Source organism: Streptomyces xanthochromogenes (assembly GCF_014650455.1).
Lineage (GTDB): Bacteria > Actinomycetota > Actinomycetes > Streptomycetales > Streptomycetaceae > Streptomyces > Streptomyces xanthochromogenes.
In genome coordinates this window covers 397,774-413,095 of the sequence record NZ_BMUZ01000007.1, presented here as the reverse complement: position 1 = coordinate 413,095, position 15,322 = coordinate 397,774, and the positions used below count along the sequence as shown (strand labels likewise).

At 72.2% G+C, this 15,322-nt stretch carries 15 protein-coding genes; 9 read left to right on the top strand and 6 right to left on the bottom strand.

Going from position 1 to position 15,322, the window contains the following annotated elements:
• Positions 1–217: 217 nt before the first annotated feature.
• The 3 genes from IE267_RS20800 to IE267_RS20790 all read right to left on the bottom strand — a co-directional run bounded on the left by IE267_RS20800 (position 218) and on the right by IE267_RS20790 (position 4,061).
• Positions 218–2,059, bottom strand: a complete 1,842-nt coding sequence (locus IE267_RS20800) for a glycoside hydrolase family 18 chitinase (protein WP_189764216.1) — start codon at positions 2,057–2,059, stop codon at positions 218–220.
• A gap of 167 nt (positions 2,060–2,226) precedes the next feature.
• The gene (locus tag IE267_RS20795) at positions 2,227–2,871 is read right to left on the bottom strand and encodes a response regulator (protein ID WP_167156898.1); all 645 of its coding nucleotides are present in this window, start codon (positions 2,869–2,871) and stop codon (positions 2,227–2,229) included.
• Entirely contained in the window at positions 2,868–4,061 is a 1,194-nt protein-coding gene (locus IE267_RS20790; RefSeq protein ID WP_189764215.1) for a sensor histidine kinase, read from the bottom strand. Before IE267_RS20790 ends, IE267_RS20795 begins: the two co-directional genes overlap by 4 nt.
• A gap of 199 nt (positions 4,062–4,260) precedes the next feature.
• Between IE267_RS20790 and IE267_RS20785 the strand changes: the two genes are divergently transcribed.
• From IE267_RS20785 to IE267_RS20765, 5 genes are read left to right on the top strand one after another with little or no spacing between them, the layout of a single operon-like run.
• The gene (locus tag IE267_RS20785) at positions 4,261–4,902 is read left to right on the top strand and encodes a hypothetical protein (protein ID WP_189764214.1); all 642 of its coding nucleotides are present in this window, start codon (positions 4,261–4,263) and stop codon (positions 4,900–4,902) included.
• A 31-nt stretch (positions 4,903–4,933) separates the two neighbouring features.
• Positions 4,934–5,629, top strand: coding sequence for a response regulator transcription factor (locus IE267_RS20780; RefSeq protein ID WP_167156894.1), 696 nt, complete (start codon positions 4,934–4,936; stop codon positions 5,627–5,629).
• A 31-nt stretch (positions 5,630–5,660) separates the two neighbouring features.
• Positions 5,661–7,124, top strand: a complete 1,464-nt coding sequence (locus tag IE267_RS20775) for a sensor histidine kinase (protein WP_189764213.1) — start codon at positions 5,661–5,663, stop codon at positions 7,122–7,124.
• A gap of 45 nt (positions 7,125–7,169) precedes the next feature.
• A complete protein-coding gene (locus IE267_RS20770) occupies positions 7,170–7,583 on the top strand; it encodes a hypothetical protein (RefSeq protein ID WP_167156890.1) in 414 nt (137 codons plus the stop codon).
• A complete protein-coding gene (locus tag IE267_RS20765; RefSeq protein ID WP_167156888.1) occupies positions 7,553–7,774 on the top strand; it encodes a hypothetical protein in 222 nt (73 codons plus the stop codon). The genes IE267_RS20770 and IE267_RS20765 overlap by 31 nt, the downstream gene beginning before the upstream one ends.
• Before the next feature lie 287 nt (positions 7,775–8,061).
• On the opposite strand, the gene IE267_RS20760 is transcribed toward IE267_RS20765, so the two are convergent.
• The 3 genes from IE267_RS20760 to IE267_RS20750 are packed head-to-tail and all read right to left on the bottom strand — an operon-like array spanning position 8,062 to position 10,201.
• On the bottom strand, positions 8,062–8,634 hold the full coding sequence (locus IE267_RS20760; protein WP_167156886.1) for a cob(I)yrinic acid a,c-diamide adenosyltransferase: 573 nt from the start codon (positions 8,632–8,634) through the stop codon (positions 8,062–8,064).
• Positions 8,635–8,647: 13 nt separating this feature from the next.
• The gene (locus IE267_RS20755) at positions 8,648–9,409 is read right to left on the bottom strand and encodes an ABC transporter permease (RefSeq protein ID WP_167156884.1); all 762 of its coding nucleotides are present in this window, start codon (positions 9,407–9,409) and stop codon (positions 8,648–8,650) included.
• A gap of 9 nt (positions 9,410–9,418) precedes the next feature.
• Positions 9,419–10,201 (bottom strand): ABC transporter ATP-binding protein, encoded by a 783-nt coding sequence (locus IE267_RS20750; RefSeq protein WP_167156881.1) that lies wholly within the window; start codon positions 10,199–10,201, stop codon positions 9,419–9,421.
• 82 nt (positions 10,202–10,283) lie between these two features.
• Between IE267_RS20750 and IE267_RS20745 the strand changes: the two genes are divergently transcribed.
• From IE267_RS20745 to IE267_RS20730, 4 genes are all read left to right on the top strand, one after another.
• A complete protein-coding gene (locus IE267_RS20745) occupies positions 10,284–10,925 on the top strand; it encodes a TetR/AcrR family transcriptional regulator (RefSeq protein ID WP_189764212.1) in 642 nt (213 codons plus the stop codon).
• A gap of 145 nt (positions 10,926–11,070) precedes the next feature.
• Positions 11,071–11,919, top strand: coding sequence for a 3-hydroxyacyl-CoA dehydrogenase family protein (locus IE267_RS20740; protein WP_161247703.1), 849 nt, complete (start codon positions 11,071–11,073; stop codon positions 11,917–11,919).
• Between the two features lie 135 nt (positions 11,920–12,054).
• Positions 12,055–12,378, top strand: coding sequence for an STAS domain-containing protein (locus tag IE267_RS20735; RefSeq protein ID WP_114038189.1), 324 nt, complete (start codon positions 12,055–12,057; stop codon positions 12,376–12,378).
• A gap of 300 nt (positions 12,379–12,678) precedes the next feature.
• The gene (locus IE267_RS20730; RefSeq protein ID WP_189764211.1) at positions 12,679–15,225 is read left to right on the top strand and encodes an ATP-binding protein; all 2,547 of its coding nucleotides are present in this window, start codon (positions 12,679–12,681) and stop codon (positions 15,223–15,225) included.
• Positions 15,226–15,322 lie beyond the last annotated feature (97 nt).

The window sequence follows — 15,322 nt, the reverse complement described above, 5'->3', positions numbered from 1 at the left end:
CCCGTTCGCGCCTTTAAGGGCGCTCGTCCTCAATCTCCCCCAAGGCCTTAAGGGCCAGGGGGGACCCCCATGACGGGCTGAAATGCACCGCACCCGGTGCTTTCAGGGGCGCGGGGAACTGCGCGAACGGCCCCCACGGCCCGCAGACGAAAGCCTGACCCGGGGCGGGGGACGGGCCCGCTTTCCGGGTCAGGCAGGGTCGGGCAGATCGGCCGGGTTACTTGAGGCCGCTGTCGATCGCCGAGATCAACTCGCCGTTCGACGTGTCGCCGCTGAACTCCCAGAAGAACGCTCCCCTGAGACCCAGGTTCTTCACGTACGTCATCTTCCCGCCGATCGTCGCCGGCGTGTCATAGCTCCACCAGTTGGAACCGCAGTGCGCGTACGCCGTGCCCGCGATCGTGCCGGTCACGGGGCAGGCGGTCTTGAGGATCTTGTAGTCCTCGATGCCCTGCTCGTACGTGCCGGGCGCGGGTCCCGTCGCCGTGCCGCCGGGGGCGTCCTGAGTGACGCCGGTCCAGCCGCGGCCGTAGAAGCCGATGCCCAGGTTCAACTTGCTCGCGGGGACGCCCTTGCCGATGAACTTGCTGATCGCCGCGTCCGTGTTGAAGCCCGCGATCGGGATGCCGTTGTACGACGTGAGCGGGGAGTGCGGGGCGGTCGGCCCCTTGGCGTCCCACGCGCCGAAGAAGTCGTACGTCATCACGTTGTACCAGTCGACGTAGGCCGCCGCGCCCCCGTAGTCGGCCGCGTCCATCTTGCCGCCCGTGGAGCCGTCGGCGGTGACCGCCGCCGTGACGAGCGCCGAGCTGCCGAACTTGGTGCGCAGCGCCGAGAGCACGTTCTTCAGGGCCGCGGGACCACTGGTGTCGCAGGACAGGCCGCAGGCGTTGGGGTACTCCCAGTCGATGTCGATGCCGTCGAAGACATCGGCCCAGCGCGGGTCCTTGACCAGCGAGTAGCAGGAGTTCGCGAAGGCCGTCGGGTTGGCCGCAGCCGCGCCGAAGCCGCCGGACCAGGTCCAGCCGCCGAAGGACCAAAGGATCTTGATGTTCGGGTACTTCTTCTTCAGCTCGCGCAGCTGGTTGATGTTGCCCGCGACCGGCTGGTCCCAGGTGTCGGCGGTGCCGTCCACGCTGGAGGACGCGTCGTACGTCTTCTGGTAGTCGGCGTACGCGTCACCGATGGCGCACTGCCCGTTGGTGACGTTGCCGAAGGCGTAGTTGATGTGGGTCAGCTTGCTTGCCGAGCCCGAGGTGACGATGTTCTTCACCTGGTAGTTGCGCTGGTAGATGCCCCAGTCGGTGAAGTAGCCGAGCCGCACCTTGTCACCGCCGGGCTGGGGGTTGCCGCCCCCGCCGGTGGTCGTCACGGTGGCCGAGCCCGAGGAGGGGCCCGTCTGGTCGGCCGTGTCGCGCGCGGTCACGCTGTAGGTGTACGTCGTGCCCTTGGTCAGGCCCGAGTCGGCGTACGTCGTGCCGGTGACGGTCGCGATCTTCGCGGAGCCGCGGTAGACGTCGTAGTTCTTGATGCCCTTGTCGTCGGTCGCCGCCGACCAGGACAGCGTGACGCCGGTGTCGGTGATGTTGCTCGCGGTCGGGGTGCCGGGGGCCGAGGGCGGGGCGTCGCCGGGCGGCGTCGAACTCCCGTCACAGGAACCGCCGTTGAGCTTGCAGCCCGAGGGCGAGCCGGAGCCCGCGCCGTTGAAGCCGAAGGTCACGCTGGCGCCGGGGGCGATGGCACCGTTGTACGACTTGTTCTTGGCGGTCCAGTGGGTGCCGGAACTGGTGACGTCCGCGTCCCAGGCCGAGGTCACGGACGTACCCGAGGGGTAGTCCCACTCGACGGTCCAGGAGCTGAGTGCGGTGGTGCCGGTGTTCTTGATGGTCCAGCCGGCGCCGAACCCCGTGCCCCAGTCCGAGGACTTGGCGTAGGTGGCGGTCGCCGAGGTGGCGGCCTCGGCGGGGGAGGCCAGGCCGATGAGTGCGGCCAGGGGGAGGGCGAGTGCGGTCAGGGCCGCTGCGGCTCTTGATCTGAAGCGCTTGCGTGCGGATCTCAAGGCTGCTCCCGTGTGGTGCGACGGTGGTGGGGGTGGGACCCTGCTCCGTCCGGTGGGCGTGCCTCAGAGCGCCAGGGACGGCCTGCCCACCACAGCAGTGTGCGGTGAGCGTAGAAAGGTCTGGACCAACCGTCAAGAGGTCCAGACCTTCGGCGAGGTCCGACGGCTCAGATCCCCAACTCCTGTGCCAGCACGGCCGCTTGGAGCCTGCTGCGCAGCTCCAGCTTGCCGAGCAGCCTGCTGACGTGCGTCTTCACGGTGGCCTCCGCCATGTCGAGACAGGCCGCGATCTCCGCGTTGGACAGGCCCCGGCCCAGACAGGAAAGCACCTCGCCCTCGCGTCGGGTGAGGGAGTCGAGGGCGGCCGGGCGCCGCGGGGCCGCCGGGCGTGCGGAGGAGGCGAACTCGGCGATCAGACGCCGGGTGACGGCCGGGGCGATGAGCCCTTCGCCGCGCGCGACCGTCCGTACCGCCTCGATGAGGTCCTTGGCCTCCGTGTTCTTCAGCAGGAAGCCCGAGGCGCCTGCCCGCAGCGCACCGAAGACGTACTCGTCGAGGTCGAAGGTGGTCAGGACCAGGACGTCGGCGAGGCCCTCGCCGGTCACGGCCGCGGTCGCCGAGACGCCGTCCAGCTTCGGCATCTGCACATCCATCAGGACCAGGTCGGGGCGCAGTTCGCGGGCCAGCTCGACGGCCCGTTCGCCGTCCGCCGCCTCGCCGACGACCTCGATGTCCGGGGCGCTGGAGAGGATCAGGACGAGCCCCGCGCGTACCGCCGACTGGTCCTCGGCGACCAGTACCCGGATGGTCATGTGCTCAACACCCTTTCCTCTGCGGGCAGTCGGGCCCGCACCTGCCACACTTCGGTGCCGTCCGGCGTCTTCTCGGGGCCCGCGGCGAAGGTGCCGCCGAGCAGCTCGGTCCGCTCGCGCATCCCGATGAGCCCGGCCCCCGAGCCGGGCGCGCGCGGCCCGGCCCGGTCACCGTACGGGCTGGTGACGCACACCGTGAGCAGTCCGTCCGCGTGGGTGAGTACGACCCCGACGGCGCCGGGCGCCGCGTGCTTGAGCGCGTTGGTGAGGGACTCCTGCACGATCCGGTACGCGGCGAGCTCCACCGGCGCGGGCAGCGGGACCTCCTCGGCGCGCAGGTCGTCGAGGGCGAAGCCGAGCCCGCTGCCGGCTCCGTTGACACGGGCCTGGGCGACCAGCGCGTCAAGCCCGGCCAGGGTGGGCGCCGCGGCCGGCCCGTCGTGCCCGCCGGTGTCACGGAGCAGCCCGATGAGCCGGCGCATCTCGGCGAGCCCGTCCACGCTGTTCTCGCGGATCACGGTGAGGGCCTGCCGGGTGGTCGCCGGGTCGTCCAGGGAGAGCGCGGCCGTGGAGTGGATGGCGATCGCCGAGAGGTGGTTGGCGACCATGTCGTGCAGCTCACGGGCCATCCGGGCGCGCTCGGCGGCCACGGCCTGGCTGCGGTCCATCTCGGCGAGCAGCGCGGTCTGTTCGGCTCGGAGGCGGGCGCTCTCCGCGGCCTCGCGGTGGTTGCGCACCAGCACGCCGGTGGTGGCCGGCACGAACGAGACCAGGCCCGTCACCACGCCGATGAGCAGCGCCTCCGGCTTGTGGAACCAGGTGAGGAAGCCGATCGTCACGCCGACGGTGATGAGCCCGGTGGTGACCGGGATGCGGCGCGCGGCGGCCGGGGTGCCGTACACGACGGCCGCGTACACGAGGTCGGTGAACATCACGACCGTGGCCAGGCTGCCGAGCGTGAACTGGTCGAGCACCAGCAGGCAGGTGCCCAGCACCAGGCCGGCCTGCGGCCCGGTGCGGCGCAGCAGTTCGAGGACCGCCGTCCCCACGAGCGGCAGCAGCACCCACGCGCCGCCCAGCGGACGGCCGCCCTGGGTGTGCAGTCCGACGGCCCACAGCGCGAGCCCGCCGACGAGGCCGGCCACGGCAATGAGGACGTCGTCGCGGTGCGGTCGGAGAAACGGGGTCACGGTCCCATCCAACACGGCCGCGGCGGGGCGGGCCTCCCCTCACCAGGTGAAGTGCCGCTACATCGAAGGATGCAGTCGCCTTTCGTCACTGCCGACGACGATCGGCGGCCGCGCGCGGGCCAGCCTTGAAGGGTGCCCCGAGCCGTACGGGGTGCGGGGTGCGGGGTGCCCCGGGTGGGCACTACGAGAGGAGACCGCCGTGATCGTGACGCTGATCATCGCCTGTGAAGTCGGGTTCTGGGTCCTGCTGGCCACGGGCCTGGCGCTGCGCTACCTCGCCCACCTGCCCCGGGCGAGCGTGGCGGTGCTGCTGTGCGAGCCGCTCCTCGAAGTGGTGCTGCTCCTGGTGACCGCCGTCGACCTGAAGCACGGCGCACAGCCGGACTGGAAGCACGGCCTCGCCGCCGTCTACATCGGCTTCTCGGCCGGGATGGGCCACTATCTGGTGACCCGCGCCGACGCCTGGGTCGCCTACCGCTTCGCGGGCGGCCCGCGGCCGTCCAGGACGCCCGGGGGAGGCGTCGCGAGGATGGTGTACGAGTGGCGGACGGCGGGCCGCTTCACCGTGTCCGCGCTGCTCGCGATCGCGTTGCTCCAGGCCGCGATCTGGTACGTCGGCGGGGACGGCAGCACCGAGTCGCTGCGGATGTGGCAGGGCAGGATGCTGATCGTGATCGCCATCAACGTGGTCATCGCGTTGAGCTACACCCTGTTCCCGGGCAAGGACAAGGAGCCCAGGCCCTCGCTGCTCGACCGCCTCCTGAAGCCGCCGGCCGACCGTCCCCCGGAGCACACAGCCGAGGGCCACACAGCCGAGGGCCGTACGCTGACCCGTCGATAGCGGGACGAGCGGATGGAGTGGGGGAGCGCGGATGAGCGGACCCGACCGTGCCGGGGACGTCCTGGTGGTCGACGACGACGACGCGGTGCGCCGCTCGCTGGACCGCGGGCTCCGGCTCGACGGCTTCCGGGTGCGCACCGCCGACAGCGGCCGCGCCGCGCTCGCCGCGATCGGGCAGGGGCCGCCCGACGTGCTGGTCCTGGACGTGTCCATGCCCGGCATGAGCGGCATCGAGGTGTGCCGGACGCTGCGGGCCGCCGGGCACGACCTGCCCGTCCTGATGCTCTCCGCGCTCGACGAGACCGCCGACCGCATCGCCGGGCTCCAGGCCGGCGGCGACGACTACCTGGTCAAGCCCTTCGCGCTCCAGGAACTGGTGCTGCGCCTGCACGCCCTGCTCCGCCGCCGCCCGCCGGCCCCGCACGACGTGGTCAGCGCCTTCGGCCTGGTCATCGACCCGGCGGCCCGCACCGCCCACCGCGACGGACGGCCCCTCGACCTGACCCGGCGCGAGTACGCGCTCCTGGAGGTGCTCGCGCGCAACGCCGGGCTCGTCCTGAGCCGGGACCAACTGCTCGAACGGGTCTGGGGTTACGACTTCGACGTACGCACCGACGCCGTCGACACCTTCGTCAGCTATCTGCGCCGCAAGCTGGAGGCCGACGGCGCGCCCCGGCTCGTGCACACCGTGCGCGGCGTCGGCTTCGTCCTTCGCGAGCGTCCGTGACGCCCGCCGCCCTCGTACCGCGGGAGCGGCCGTGAAGCTCTCCACCCGGATCGCGCTCGTCGTCGGCGTCACCGTCCCGCTCCTCGTCCTGGCCTGCGGCTGGCTGCTGCTCACCCTCGTCGCGCGCGATCTGCACCGCGCGGAGGACAGCCATCTCAAGACCCGGGCCACCGCGATCGCGCAGGACGCCCGCACGCTCCTGCGGGCCGCCGCCGACGGACAGCCGACCGCCGAGGAGAACCGCCAACGCAGGCTGTTCAACGCCGCGTTGGACGTCGGCGTACGGCTCACCGGGCCGGACGGCACCTTCAGCGGCGGCCCCCAGCCCGGCCCCTCGGTGGCGCTGCCCGCACCGGGGCGGGGTCCGGTCACCGTGCGGGGCGGTGGCCGCAGCTGGCGGGCGTACGCACTGCCCGTCGGGGGAGCACAGGTCTCGGGCACCCTGTGGGTGTTCGCGCCGGACACCGCGAGCCGTACCGAGGTGGCCCTCGTCCGCAGGCGCGTGGTGACCACCGCGCTGCTCGCCGCCCCGCTGTCCGCGCTGCTCGCCTGGGCGGTCGCGAGCGCCGCGACCCGGCCGCTCGGGCGGCTGCGCAACGCGGCGGCGGGGCTCGATCCCCGGGCCACGTCGGTACGCCTGGAACACCGCCCGACGCGGATCGTCGAGGTCGACGACCTGGCCGCCACCCTGGCGACGGTCCTGGCCCGCTACGACGAGCAGGCCGCTCGCACGGCGCAGGCCCTCGACACCGCGCGCTCCTTCTCGGCGGCCGCCTCGCACGAACTGCGCAACCCGCTGATGAGCATGGGCACCAACCTCGACGTCCTCGCCCACCCGGGCCTGCCCGATGCCGAGCGGGCCGACGTCGTCGAGGATCTCCGACGCGAGCACGGGAGGCTGCTCGGGATGCTGGTGGCGCTGCGCGAGCTGGGACGCGGCGACCTCGTCGAGGCCGAGGCGTTCCGGGTGCTCGACGTGGCGGAGGTCGCGGACGCCGCCGTCGCCGAGGCGCGTCGGCGTGCCCCGGACGCCGTGCTCGCGCTGAACGCGGAGCCGGCGCCGCTGCGCGGCTGGGAGCCGGGGGTGCGCATCCTGCTCGACAACCTCATCGGCAACGCGCTTGCGCACGGCCGGGACGCGCGGGGGCGGGCCGAGATCGCGGTGGCCGTGGCCCTCGCGGACGGCCAGGTACTGATCACCGTCGACGACCGCGGCCCCGGCATCGCACCCGCCGACCGCGAGCAGGTGTTCCGCCGCTTCCACCGGGGGCCGGTCAGTACCGGCTCCGGCCTCGGCCTGACCCTCGTCGCCCAGCAGGCGGCGCTGCACGGGGGCAGGGCCGAACTCGGAGCGGGGCCCGGCGGCACGGGCACCCGGTGCACGGTCCGGCTGCCCGGCGCGGAGCCCGGAAGGGAAGGTGAACTCCCGCTCCGACGGGACTGGTTGACGGTCACCGCGGAGCGATCACAGAGTTCCCACAAAGAGCCTTCCTAGCCTCCGGGGCGTACCCGAAATCCGTACATCTTGGAGGCAGCAGTCATGCGCAACGCCAACTTTCGAGTCCGCCGGATCGCGGCGGCGGCGCTCGCCGCGACGGCGGTACTGACCGTCACGGCGCCCAGTGCCTTCGCGGACTCCGCTCCCGCCGCGGCCACCACGGCGAAGCCGCCCACGGGCGACGGCGCGAAGGGCATCTGCAAGCGCGAGTCCAAGGCCGAGAAGCACGTCGAGCGGGCCCTGGACCGGCTCGACGGGGGCGCCACGACCGTGGGCTCGGTGGCCCGTATGCAGCAGCGGGCGGACAACGCGAAGAAGGAGGGTCACACCGCGATCGCCACTCTCCTCGACCACAAGCTCACCTATCGCAAGGGTCTTGTGACGACCCTTCAGCAGCGTCAGAAGGACCTCAAGGACGTGGCGGCGTGGTGCTCGTCCAACAACGGCGGCAAGTGATGCGGGGCCGGGGGACGCGGCTCGCGGTGGTCGCCGCGGCGCTGCTGGTCGCGTGTGCCACGGGGTGTGGGCACGGGCAGGGGTCGGCGGGGTCGTCCTCGTCCGGGACGGAGCGGCAGATGGACGCGAAGGTCAGCGACGCGGAGTCGGCCGCCGCGGCAGCCGACGCGGACGCCTCCGCCAACCCCTGAGCCTGGCGCTGCCCCCCTCGGCCCCCCGCAGGGGGCTCCGCCCCCTGCCCCCCCCGTTCGCGGGCTGAAATGCCCGAACCGGGCCAGCACCGAGGCTTTTGGGGGCGCGGGGAACTGCGCGAGCAACCACGCACGGTGTGAGGGTGGCGGGGGTTTGGGGGCGCGGGGAGCTGCGCGATCGGCCACGCACGGTGTGAGGGTGACGGGGGGCGCGGGGAACTGCGCAGAGGGCCGGGGAATCACCCCCCGAACTGATACGACCCCCCGAGCCTCCCCCCCCCCGAGCCTCACCGCTCCCCACCCGGCACCCACAGCACATCCCCCACCGACTTGTTCGCCGTGCGGGCCAGGATGAACAGGAGGTCGGAAAGGCGGTTGAGGTACGTCGCCGTCAGGGGGTTCATGACGTCCGCGTGCACCTCAAGGGCCGCCCACGTCGAGCGCTCCGCCCGCCGCACCACCGTGCATGCCTGGTGCAGCAGCGCCGCGCCGGGCGTGCCGCCGGGCAGGATGAAGCTGCGGAGCTTCTCCAGGTCCTCCAGGAAGCGGTCGCAGTCCGCCTCCAGCTTGTCGACGTAGGACTGCTCCACCCGCAGCGGCGGGTACTCCGGGTTCTCGACGACCGGCGTGGCGAGGTCCGCGCCCACGTCGAACAGGTCGTTCTGGACCCGGACCAATACCTTCGCGACCTCCTCGGACAGCTGCCCGAGCGCAATCGCCGTGCCGATGACGGCGTTGGCCTCATTGGTGTCGGCGTACGCCGAGATCCGCAGATCGGTCTTGGCGGTCCGGCTCATGTCGCCCAGGGCGGTCGTGCCCTGGTCGCCGGTGCGGGTGTAGATGCGCGTCAGATTGACCATGCCGCCAGAGTAGTTACGCTCCGGCGGTCCGGAAGACGCGTGTGCCCACCGTCACGGCGAACACCGCGAAACCGGCCGCCACCAGGCCCCCGTACAGCATCGTCGTGGTGGCGTACGAGCCCAGGTACGCGGAGCGCACCGCGTCCACCAGATAGCGGAACGGCATGAAGTGGGACAGCACGTTCAGCCAGCCGGGCGCGAGCGTCATGGGCAGCATCAGGCCGGAGAGCAGCATCGACGGCATCGCCATGGCGTTGATCGCCGGGCCGAACCCCTGCGGGGTGCGCACCTTCATGGCGAGCGCGTACGACAGCGAGGCCAGGGACAGCGTCAGGAGCGCCACGAAGGCGAAGCCGATGAGGATGCCCGCGAGGGGGGCGCGCAGGCCCATCACCAGGGCGGCGAGCACGAGCAGCACCGCCTGGAAGACGAAGAGCGCGGAGTCCCGCAGGACCCGGCCGAGCAGCAGGGCGAGGCGCGAGACCGGCGTGACGCGCATTCGCTCCACGACGCCCCAGTTGCTCTCGATGATGACCGCGAAACCCGCGAACGAGGCGCCGAACAGGGCGAGTTGGAGCAGCAGTCCGGGAACGAGCACCTGCCAGGAACTGCCGCGTGAACCCAGCGGCATCCCGGTCAGGAGCGGTCCGAAGAAGAGCAGGTAGAGCAGGGGCATCAGCACGCCGAACAGGATCTGGAACTTGGAGCGCAGCGTCTGGCGGGCGTACCTGCCGAAGATCAGCGCGGTGTCGGAGAGCAGCGGGGCGATGGTCATGGGGGAGTCCTAGACGGCTACGGGGGCGGAGTCCTGCGGTGCGGCACTGCGCCCGGTGATGGCGAGGAAGGCGTCCTGGAGCGGGGCGTCCGGACCGCCCGCGTACCGGGACTTGAGGTCGGCCGGGGTGCCGTCGGCCACGATCACGCCCTTGTCGACGATCACCAGGCGGTCGGCGAGTGCGTCGGCCTCGTCCAGGTAGTGGGTGGTGAGGAAGACCGTGGTGCCGTGGTCGGCGCGGATTCGCCGGACCAGGTCCCACAGATCGGCACGGCTGCCCGGATCGAGCCCGGTGGTCGGCTCGTCGAGGAAGAGCACCTCGGGCCGGTGCATCAGGCCCATCGCGATGTCGAGGCGGCGGCGCTGGCCGCCCGAGAGCGTCGAGGTCTTGCGGTCCAGAAGCCCGTGGAGGCCGAGATCGTTCGTCAACTCCCTTGCTCTCAGGGCGGCTTGGGGCTTGGTGAGGCGGTAGAGGCGGCCCTGGGTGACCAGCTCCTCGCGTACCGAGATGTTCGGGTCGACACCGCCGGACTGGGCCACGTAACCGCAGGCCCGGCGCACCCCGGCCGGATCGCGCAGCAGGTCGTGGCCCGCCACGGTCGCGGCGCCGCCGGTCGGCGGGAGCAGCGTGGTGAGCATGCGCAGGGTGGTGGTCTTGCCCGCGCCGTTGGGGCCGAGGAAGCCGAGGATCTCGCCGGCCCGGACCGTGAGGTCGATGCCGCGGACCGCCTCGACCGGGCCCGCTTTGCTCCGGAAGGTCCGGGCGAGCCCGGCCGTGCTGATGATTGCCATGGCCCCAGAAAAACAGAGTGACTTAAATTTTGCAATCCCCCCAAAATTAAAGAGGGTGCAGGACATCGCCTACGCTGGAGTCATGGCAGAAGGGCTCAGGGAGCGGAAGAAGCGCGAGACCAGACAGCGGATCTCGGACCTGGCCACCGGACTCTTCCTGGAGCGCGGCTTCGAAGCGGTCACGATCGCGGAGATCGCCGAGGTGGCCGACGTCTCGGTGAACACCGTCTACAACTACTTCCCCGCCAAGGAGGACCTGTTCCTCGACCGCAGCCGGGGCATCGTCGACCGGCTCTCGCGTTGGGTGCGCGGCCGTGACGACGGGGAGTCGGCCGCCGAGGCGGTCCTGCGCGAGCTGCGCGCCGAGGTCGAGTCGGTCTCGCCGAGGGTCGGACTGATGGAGGGCTACAGCCGGTTCATGGCCGTCATCGACGGCTCGCCCGCGCTCAAGGCCCGACTGTGGGCGGTCGGCCAGGACGTGCTGGCGAACCTGGAGGCGACCCTGCGCGAGGAGACCGGCGCGGACCCGGCCGAGACGCTGCCCGCCCTGATCGCGGGTCAGATCAACTGGGTCCACCAGACGGCCATGTCCGCCATCGGCCGCGAGATGATGGCCGGCCGCGACCCCAAGGCGGTCTCCCGCGAGGTGCTCGTGCTGATCGACGAGATGGAGGGGCTCCTGGGGGACAAGGTGCTCAACTACGCCGCACGGGGCGCCCGCTGAGACCCACCTCACGCCGCCCGGTGTGATGTCCGTCATCTGAGACGTGACGCGCATCTCTAAGCACTCCCAGAAGCCCGCCCGGCCGATAGCCTCCGCCAAGAAGGCTCAAGAAGGCTTGGTTGGAAACCTGTTGGAGGGAAGCGTCGTGGCCAGGAAGCTCGCCGTCATCGGAGCCGGACTCATGGGGTCCGGTATCGCGCAGGTCTCGGCCCAGGCGGGCTGGGACGTCGTTCTGCGCGACGTCACCGACGAGGCCCTCACCCGGGGCACCGACGGCATCAAGGCCTCGTACGACAGGTTCGTGAGCAAGGGCAGGCTGGCCGCCGAGGACGCCGAGGCGGCGCTCGCGCGCATCACCACGACCACCGATCTGGACGCGGCCGCCGACGCCGACATCGTCGTCGAGGCCGTCTTCGAGAAGCTGGAGGTCAAGCACGAGATCTTCCGCACGCTCGACAAGATCGTGCGCCCGGAGACCGTGCTCGCCTCCAACACCTCCGCCATCCCGATCACCAAGATCGCGGCGGCCACCGGGCGCCCCGAGCGGGTCGTCGGCGTCCACTTCTTCTCGCCGGTCCCGATGATGCAGCTGTGCGAGCTGGTGCGCGGCTACAAGACCAGCGACGAAACCCTCGCCGCCGCACGGGAGTTCGCCGAGTCGGTCGGCAAGACCTGCATCGTGGTCAACCGCGACGTGGCCGGCTTCGTCACCACCCGCCTCATCTCGGCGCTCGTCGTCGAGGCGGCCAAGCTGTACGAGTCGGGCGTGGCCAGCGCCGAGGACATCGACCTCGCCTGCAAGCTGGGCTTCGGCCACGCGATGGGCCCGCTGGCCACCGCGGACCTCACCGGCGTGGACATCCTGCTGCACGCCACCAGCAACATCTACACGGAGTCGCAGGACGAGAAGTTCGCCCCGCCGGAGCTGATGCGCCGGATGGTGGACGCGGGTGACATCGGTCGCAAGAGCGGGCAGGGCTTCTACAAGCACTGAACCGCCGACCGCCCCGGACCTCACTCCATGGGGTGAATTAGGTATCGGTTCGCTCACGGGCGGCAACTTCTGTGGCCGTGGGGCAGTCAGTTGTTGAGTCGGTTGTCGAAAAGCCAAGCACTCTCGGGAGCGCATATGCACATCAGGGGCGACCACGTCGAGCTGGTCGTCGGGGGCCGCCTCGACGTCCGCAGCGCGGCGGACGCCCGTACGGCCCTGCACTCGGCGGTCGACGACGGGGCCGGTGACCTCGTGCTCGACCTCACCGAACTGGACTCGTGGGACGCCACCGGACTCGGCGTGATCATGGGAGCCCACCGCCGGGCCGGGCGGTGCGGCAGGCGCCTCGTGCTGCGGGGCGTGCCACCCCAGATGCAGCGCCTCCTGGTCGCCACCCGGCTGCACCGCATCCTGGCGATCGAGGGCGGCATCGCCGCCGAGGCCCTGCCCCGCGTATAGCGGCCCCGCCCCGCGTCCAGCAGTCCTGGCCCCGCACCCGGCGGACCGTCCCGCAGCGGGAGTTGTCGTGACAGGTACACGGGAAACGGACTCCGCGCGCAATCCTCACGAGACTGTGACGTCTTGGGCGGGGCGGCACCCCGCCTGTTCGTAGATACTGTGCGGAGTCTAGGGTTCGGCTTCCCGCCGATCGACGAACCCACACGGCGGGCACCGGACCAGAAGCGACAGCGAAGAGCGAAGTGTGTAAGGGCCGGGAGGGGCAATCCTTACGCACCACGCATCTGGGGGGCTTTCACCATGGACCCGATGAACCGGGGACCGGAAGAGTTCAACCATGCCGACGACCCGGTCGGCGTTGCGGGCGCACACGCGGAACCGGGCGCCGGACCGCAGCGCTCCGCACGCGACAGGGAGCCCGTCACACCCGACTTCGGACCGCGCGCCGCCGGACTCGCGCGCACCGTCCAGCTCGTCGCCGGCGACTTCCTGCTGACGGTCAACCCGGTCGACGGCAGCGAGATCGAGAACTGCCCGCCGGGCGAGATACCCGGACCTCCGGTGCGGCGCGGCGCGGCCGAGCGGGCCGAGAGCGAGCGGGCCGCCCGGCCGCCGCTGCCGGCCGGCCCGATGGCATCCACCCCCGCCCTGCTCGAACGCGAGGAAGAACGCGCCCGGCTCGTACGGCTCCTCGGCCGCGGCCGCTCGGTGCGGCTCACCGGGCCCGCGGGCTCCGGGCGAAGCGTCCTGCTCGACGCGGTGGCCGGCGACTGCGCCGAGCTCGCACCCGACGGCGTTGTACGCCTCTCGGGCCACCGCCGCAGCTGCACCGAACTGCTCCACGAGCTGTACGCCACGGTGTTCCACACCTCGCTGCACCGGCCCGACCGGGCCACGCTCCTCGACCGCGTCCACGACATCGGCGCCGTCGTCGTCCTCGACGACCTCGAATTCGGCGGGGCCACCCTCGAAGAACTCCTGCTGGCCACCCCCGAGTGCGCCTATGTGTTCGCCGCGACCCCCGAGACCCCGGCCCCGCACCCCGACTCGGGCATCGAAGAGGTCTTCCTCGGCGGCCTCGGCCGCAACGCCTCGCTCGAACTCCTGGAACAGGCCGTCGACCGGGCGCTGACCGACGAGGAGGCCAACTGGGCGGGCGACCTCTGGTTCGAGTCCGAGGGCCTGCCGCTGCGCTTCGTCCAGGCCGGCGCCCTGCTGCGTCAGCGCGACCAGCTGCGCGGCGAGCCCAACTCCCTTGACGCGTACGGCTTTCCGTTGGACGAGCCCGCCGAGGCGTCGGTGTTCTCGGGCGAGGGCCGCGAGATCCCGCTGCCCACGCTCGGCGAGGGCGCGGCCCCCGCGGCCCTGCTCGCCTCCCGGCTGAGCGAGGCCGCCCGGGACACCCTGCGCTTCGCGGTCGCACTCGGCGGCGAGGTGCCGCACCAGGCCCATCTGCCCGCACTCATCGGCGACACCCACGCGGACGCCGCCCTCGGCGAACTCCTCGACAGCGGCCTCCTGTCCCCGGCCGGCTCCCGCTACCGCCTCGCCGCCGGCGTCCTCACCCAACTGGAGAGCACCGGGTACGACACCGGCGCGGGGGAGCGCGCCCACGCCGCCGCCCAGCACTACACCTGGTGGACCGGGCACCCCTCGGTGGCCCCCGAGCGGGCCGCCGGCGAGGCGGACGCGGTGCTCGCCGCCCTGAGCGCGCTCGTACCCGGCGACCAGGACGACCACCCCGCGACCGCCGTCAAGCTGGCCCGCACCGCGGCGCCCGCGCTCGCCGCGGGACTGCGCTGGGACGCCTGGGAGCGCAGCCTGCGGGTCGGCTCGGAAGCGGCCCGGCTGACCGGCGAGGTGGGCGAAGAGGCGTACTTCCACCACGAGTTGGGCGTCCTCGCGCTCTGCAACGGGGGCCTGGACCGGGCCCGTGCCGAGCTGGAGGCCTCCATCGCGCTGCGCGGCGCGCTGTCCGACAAGCGGGGCACCGTCGCCGGACGCCGGGCGCTCGCGCTCGTCGAGGACCGCTCCGGCGGCCTGCCCGTGGTCCCCCGTACCCCCGTCGGGGAAGAGGTGCCCGCGGCCCGGCACGAAGAGTCCCAGTCGCCGCCCGGGGGCGTGCCCTCGGCTGCGGTGACGGCCCAACTCCCGCAATCACAAGCGACGTTGGTGACCCGCCGGGTCGCCCCGGTCGGTTCCGCGATGCCCAAGGCGCGGCGCCGGACGCTCTTCGGGGGTGCCCGGCGCAACCTCGTCGCGGCCGGCGCCGGAGCGCTGCTCGCCGCCGTGCTCGGCACCGTGGTCACGCTCGGCGCGACCTCCAACAACAGCGGCGACGGCCGGGACGGCGACGTGACGCAGCAGCAGTCGGCCAACGAGGACGGCTCGACCGGCGGTCTGGACGCCGACCCCAACAGCCCCGGCAGCAGCGCCAAGCCGGGCGACAACAAGGGCGGCGGTCCCGCGCGCCCGAGCAAGCCGGGCACCAGCGCCACGCCCGGCACCTCCGGGCAGCCGGTCCCCGGCACCAGCGGCAGCCCGAGCACCTCGGGCCGCCCCTCCTCCGGCTCGTCCAGCCCGGGCACCACCAAGCCGTCCGACTCGGGCAAGCCGTCGTCACCGTCGGGCAAGCCTTCGCACTCGTCGACGCCCTCGGGAACGCCCAGCCACTCCTCCTCGCCGTCGCCCTCGACGTCGACCACCCCGTCGACCCCGGCGAGCAGCGGGGGCAGCAGTCCGCCGGCCTCCACCAAACCGCCGCCGCCCTCGACCGAGGCCTCCCACTCCCCGACGTCCAGCGTGCCGGCCGTACCCCCGCCGCCGACGGCGTCGACCACCCCGTAGGACCCCCGCGGTACCTGTGACGACCCGGTACCTGTGACAGCACGTACGGCGAAGGGGCCCGCAGCACTCTGCGGGCCCCTTCGCCGTACGTACGGCT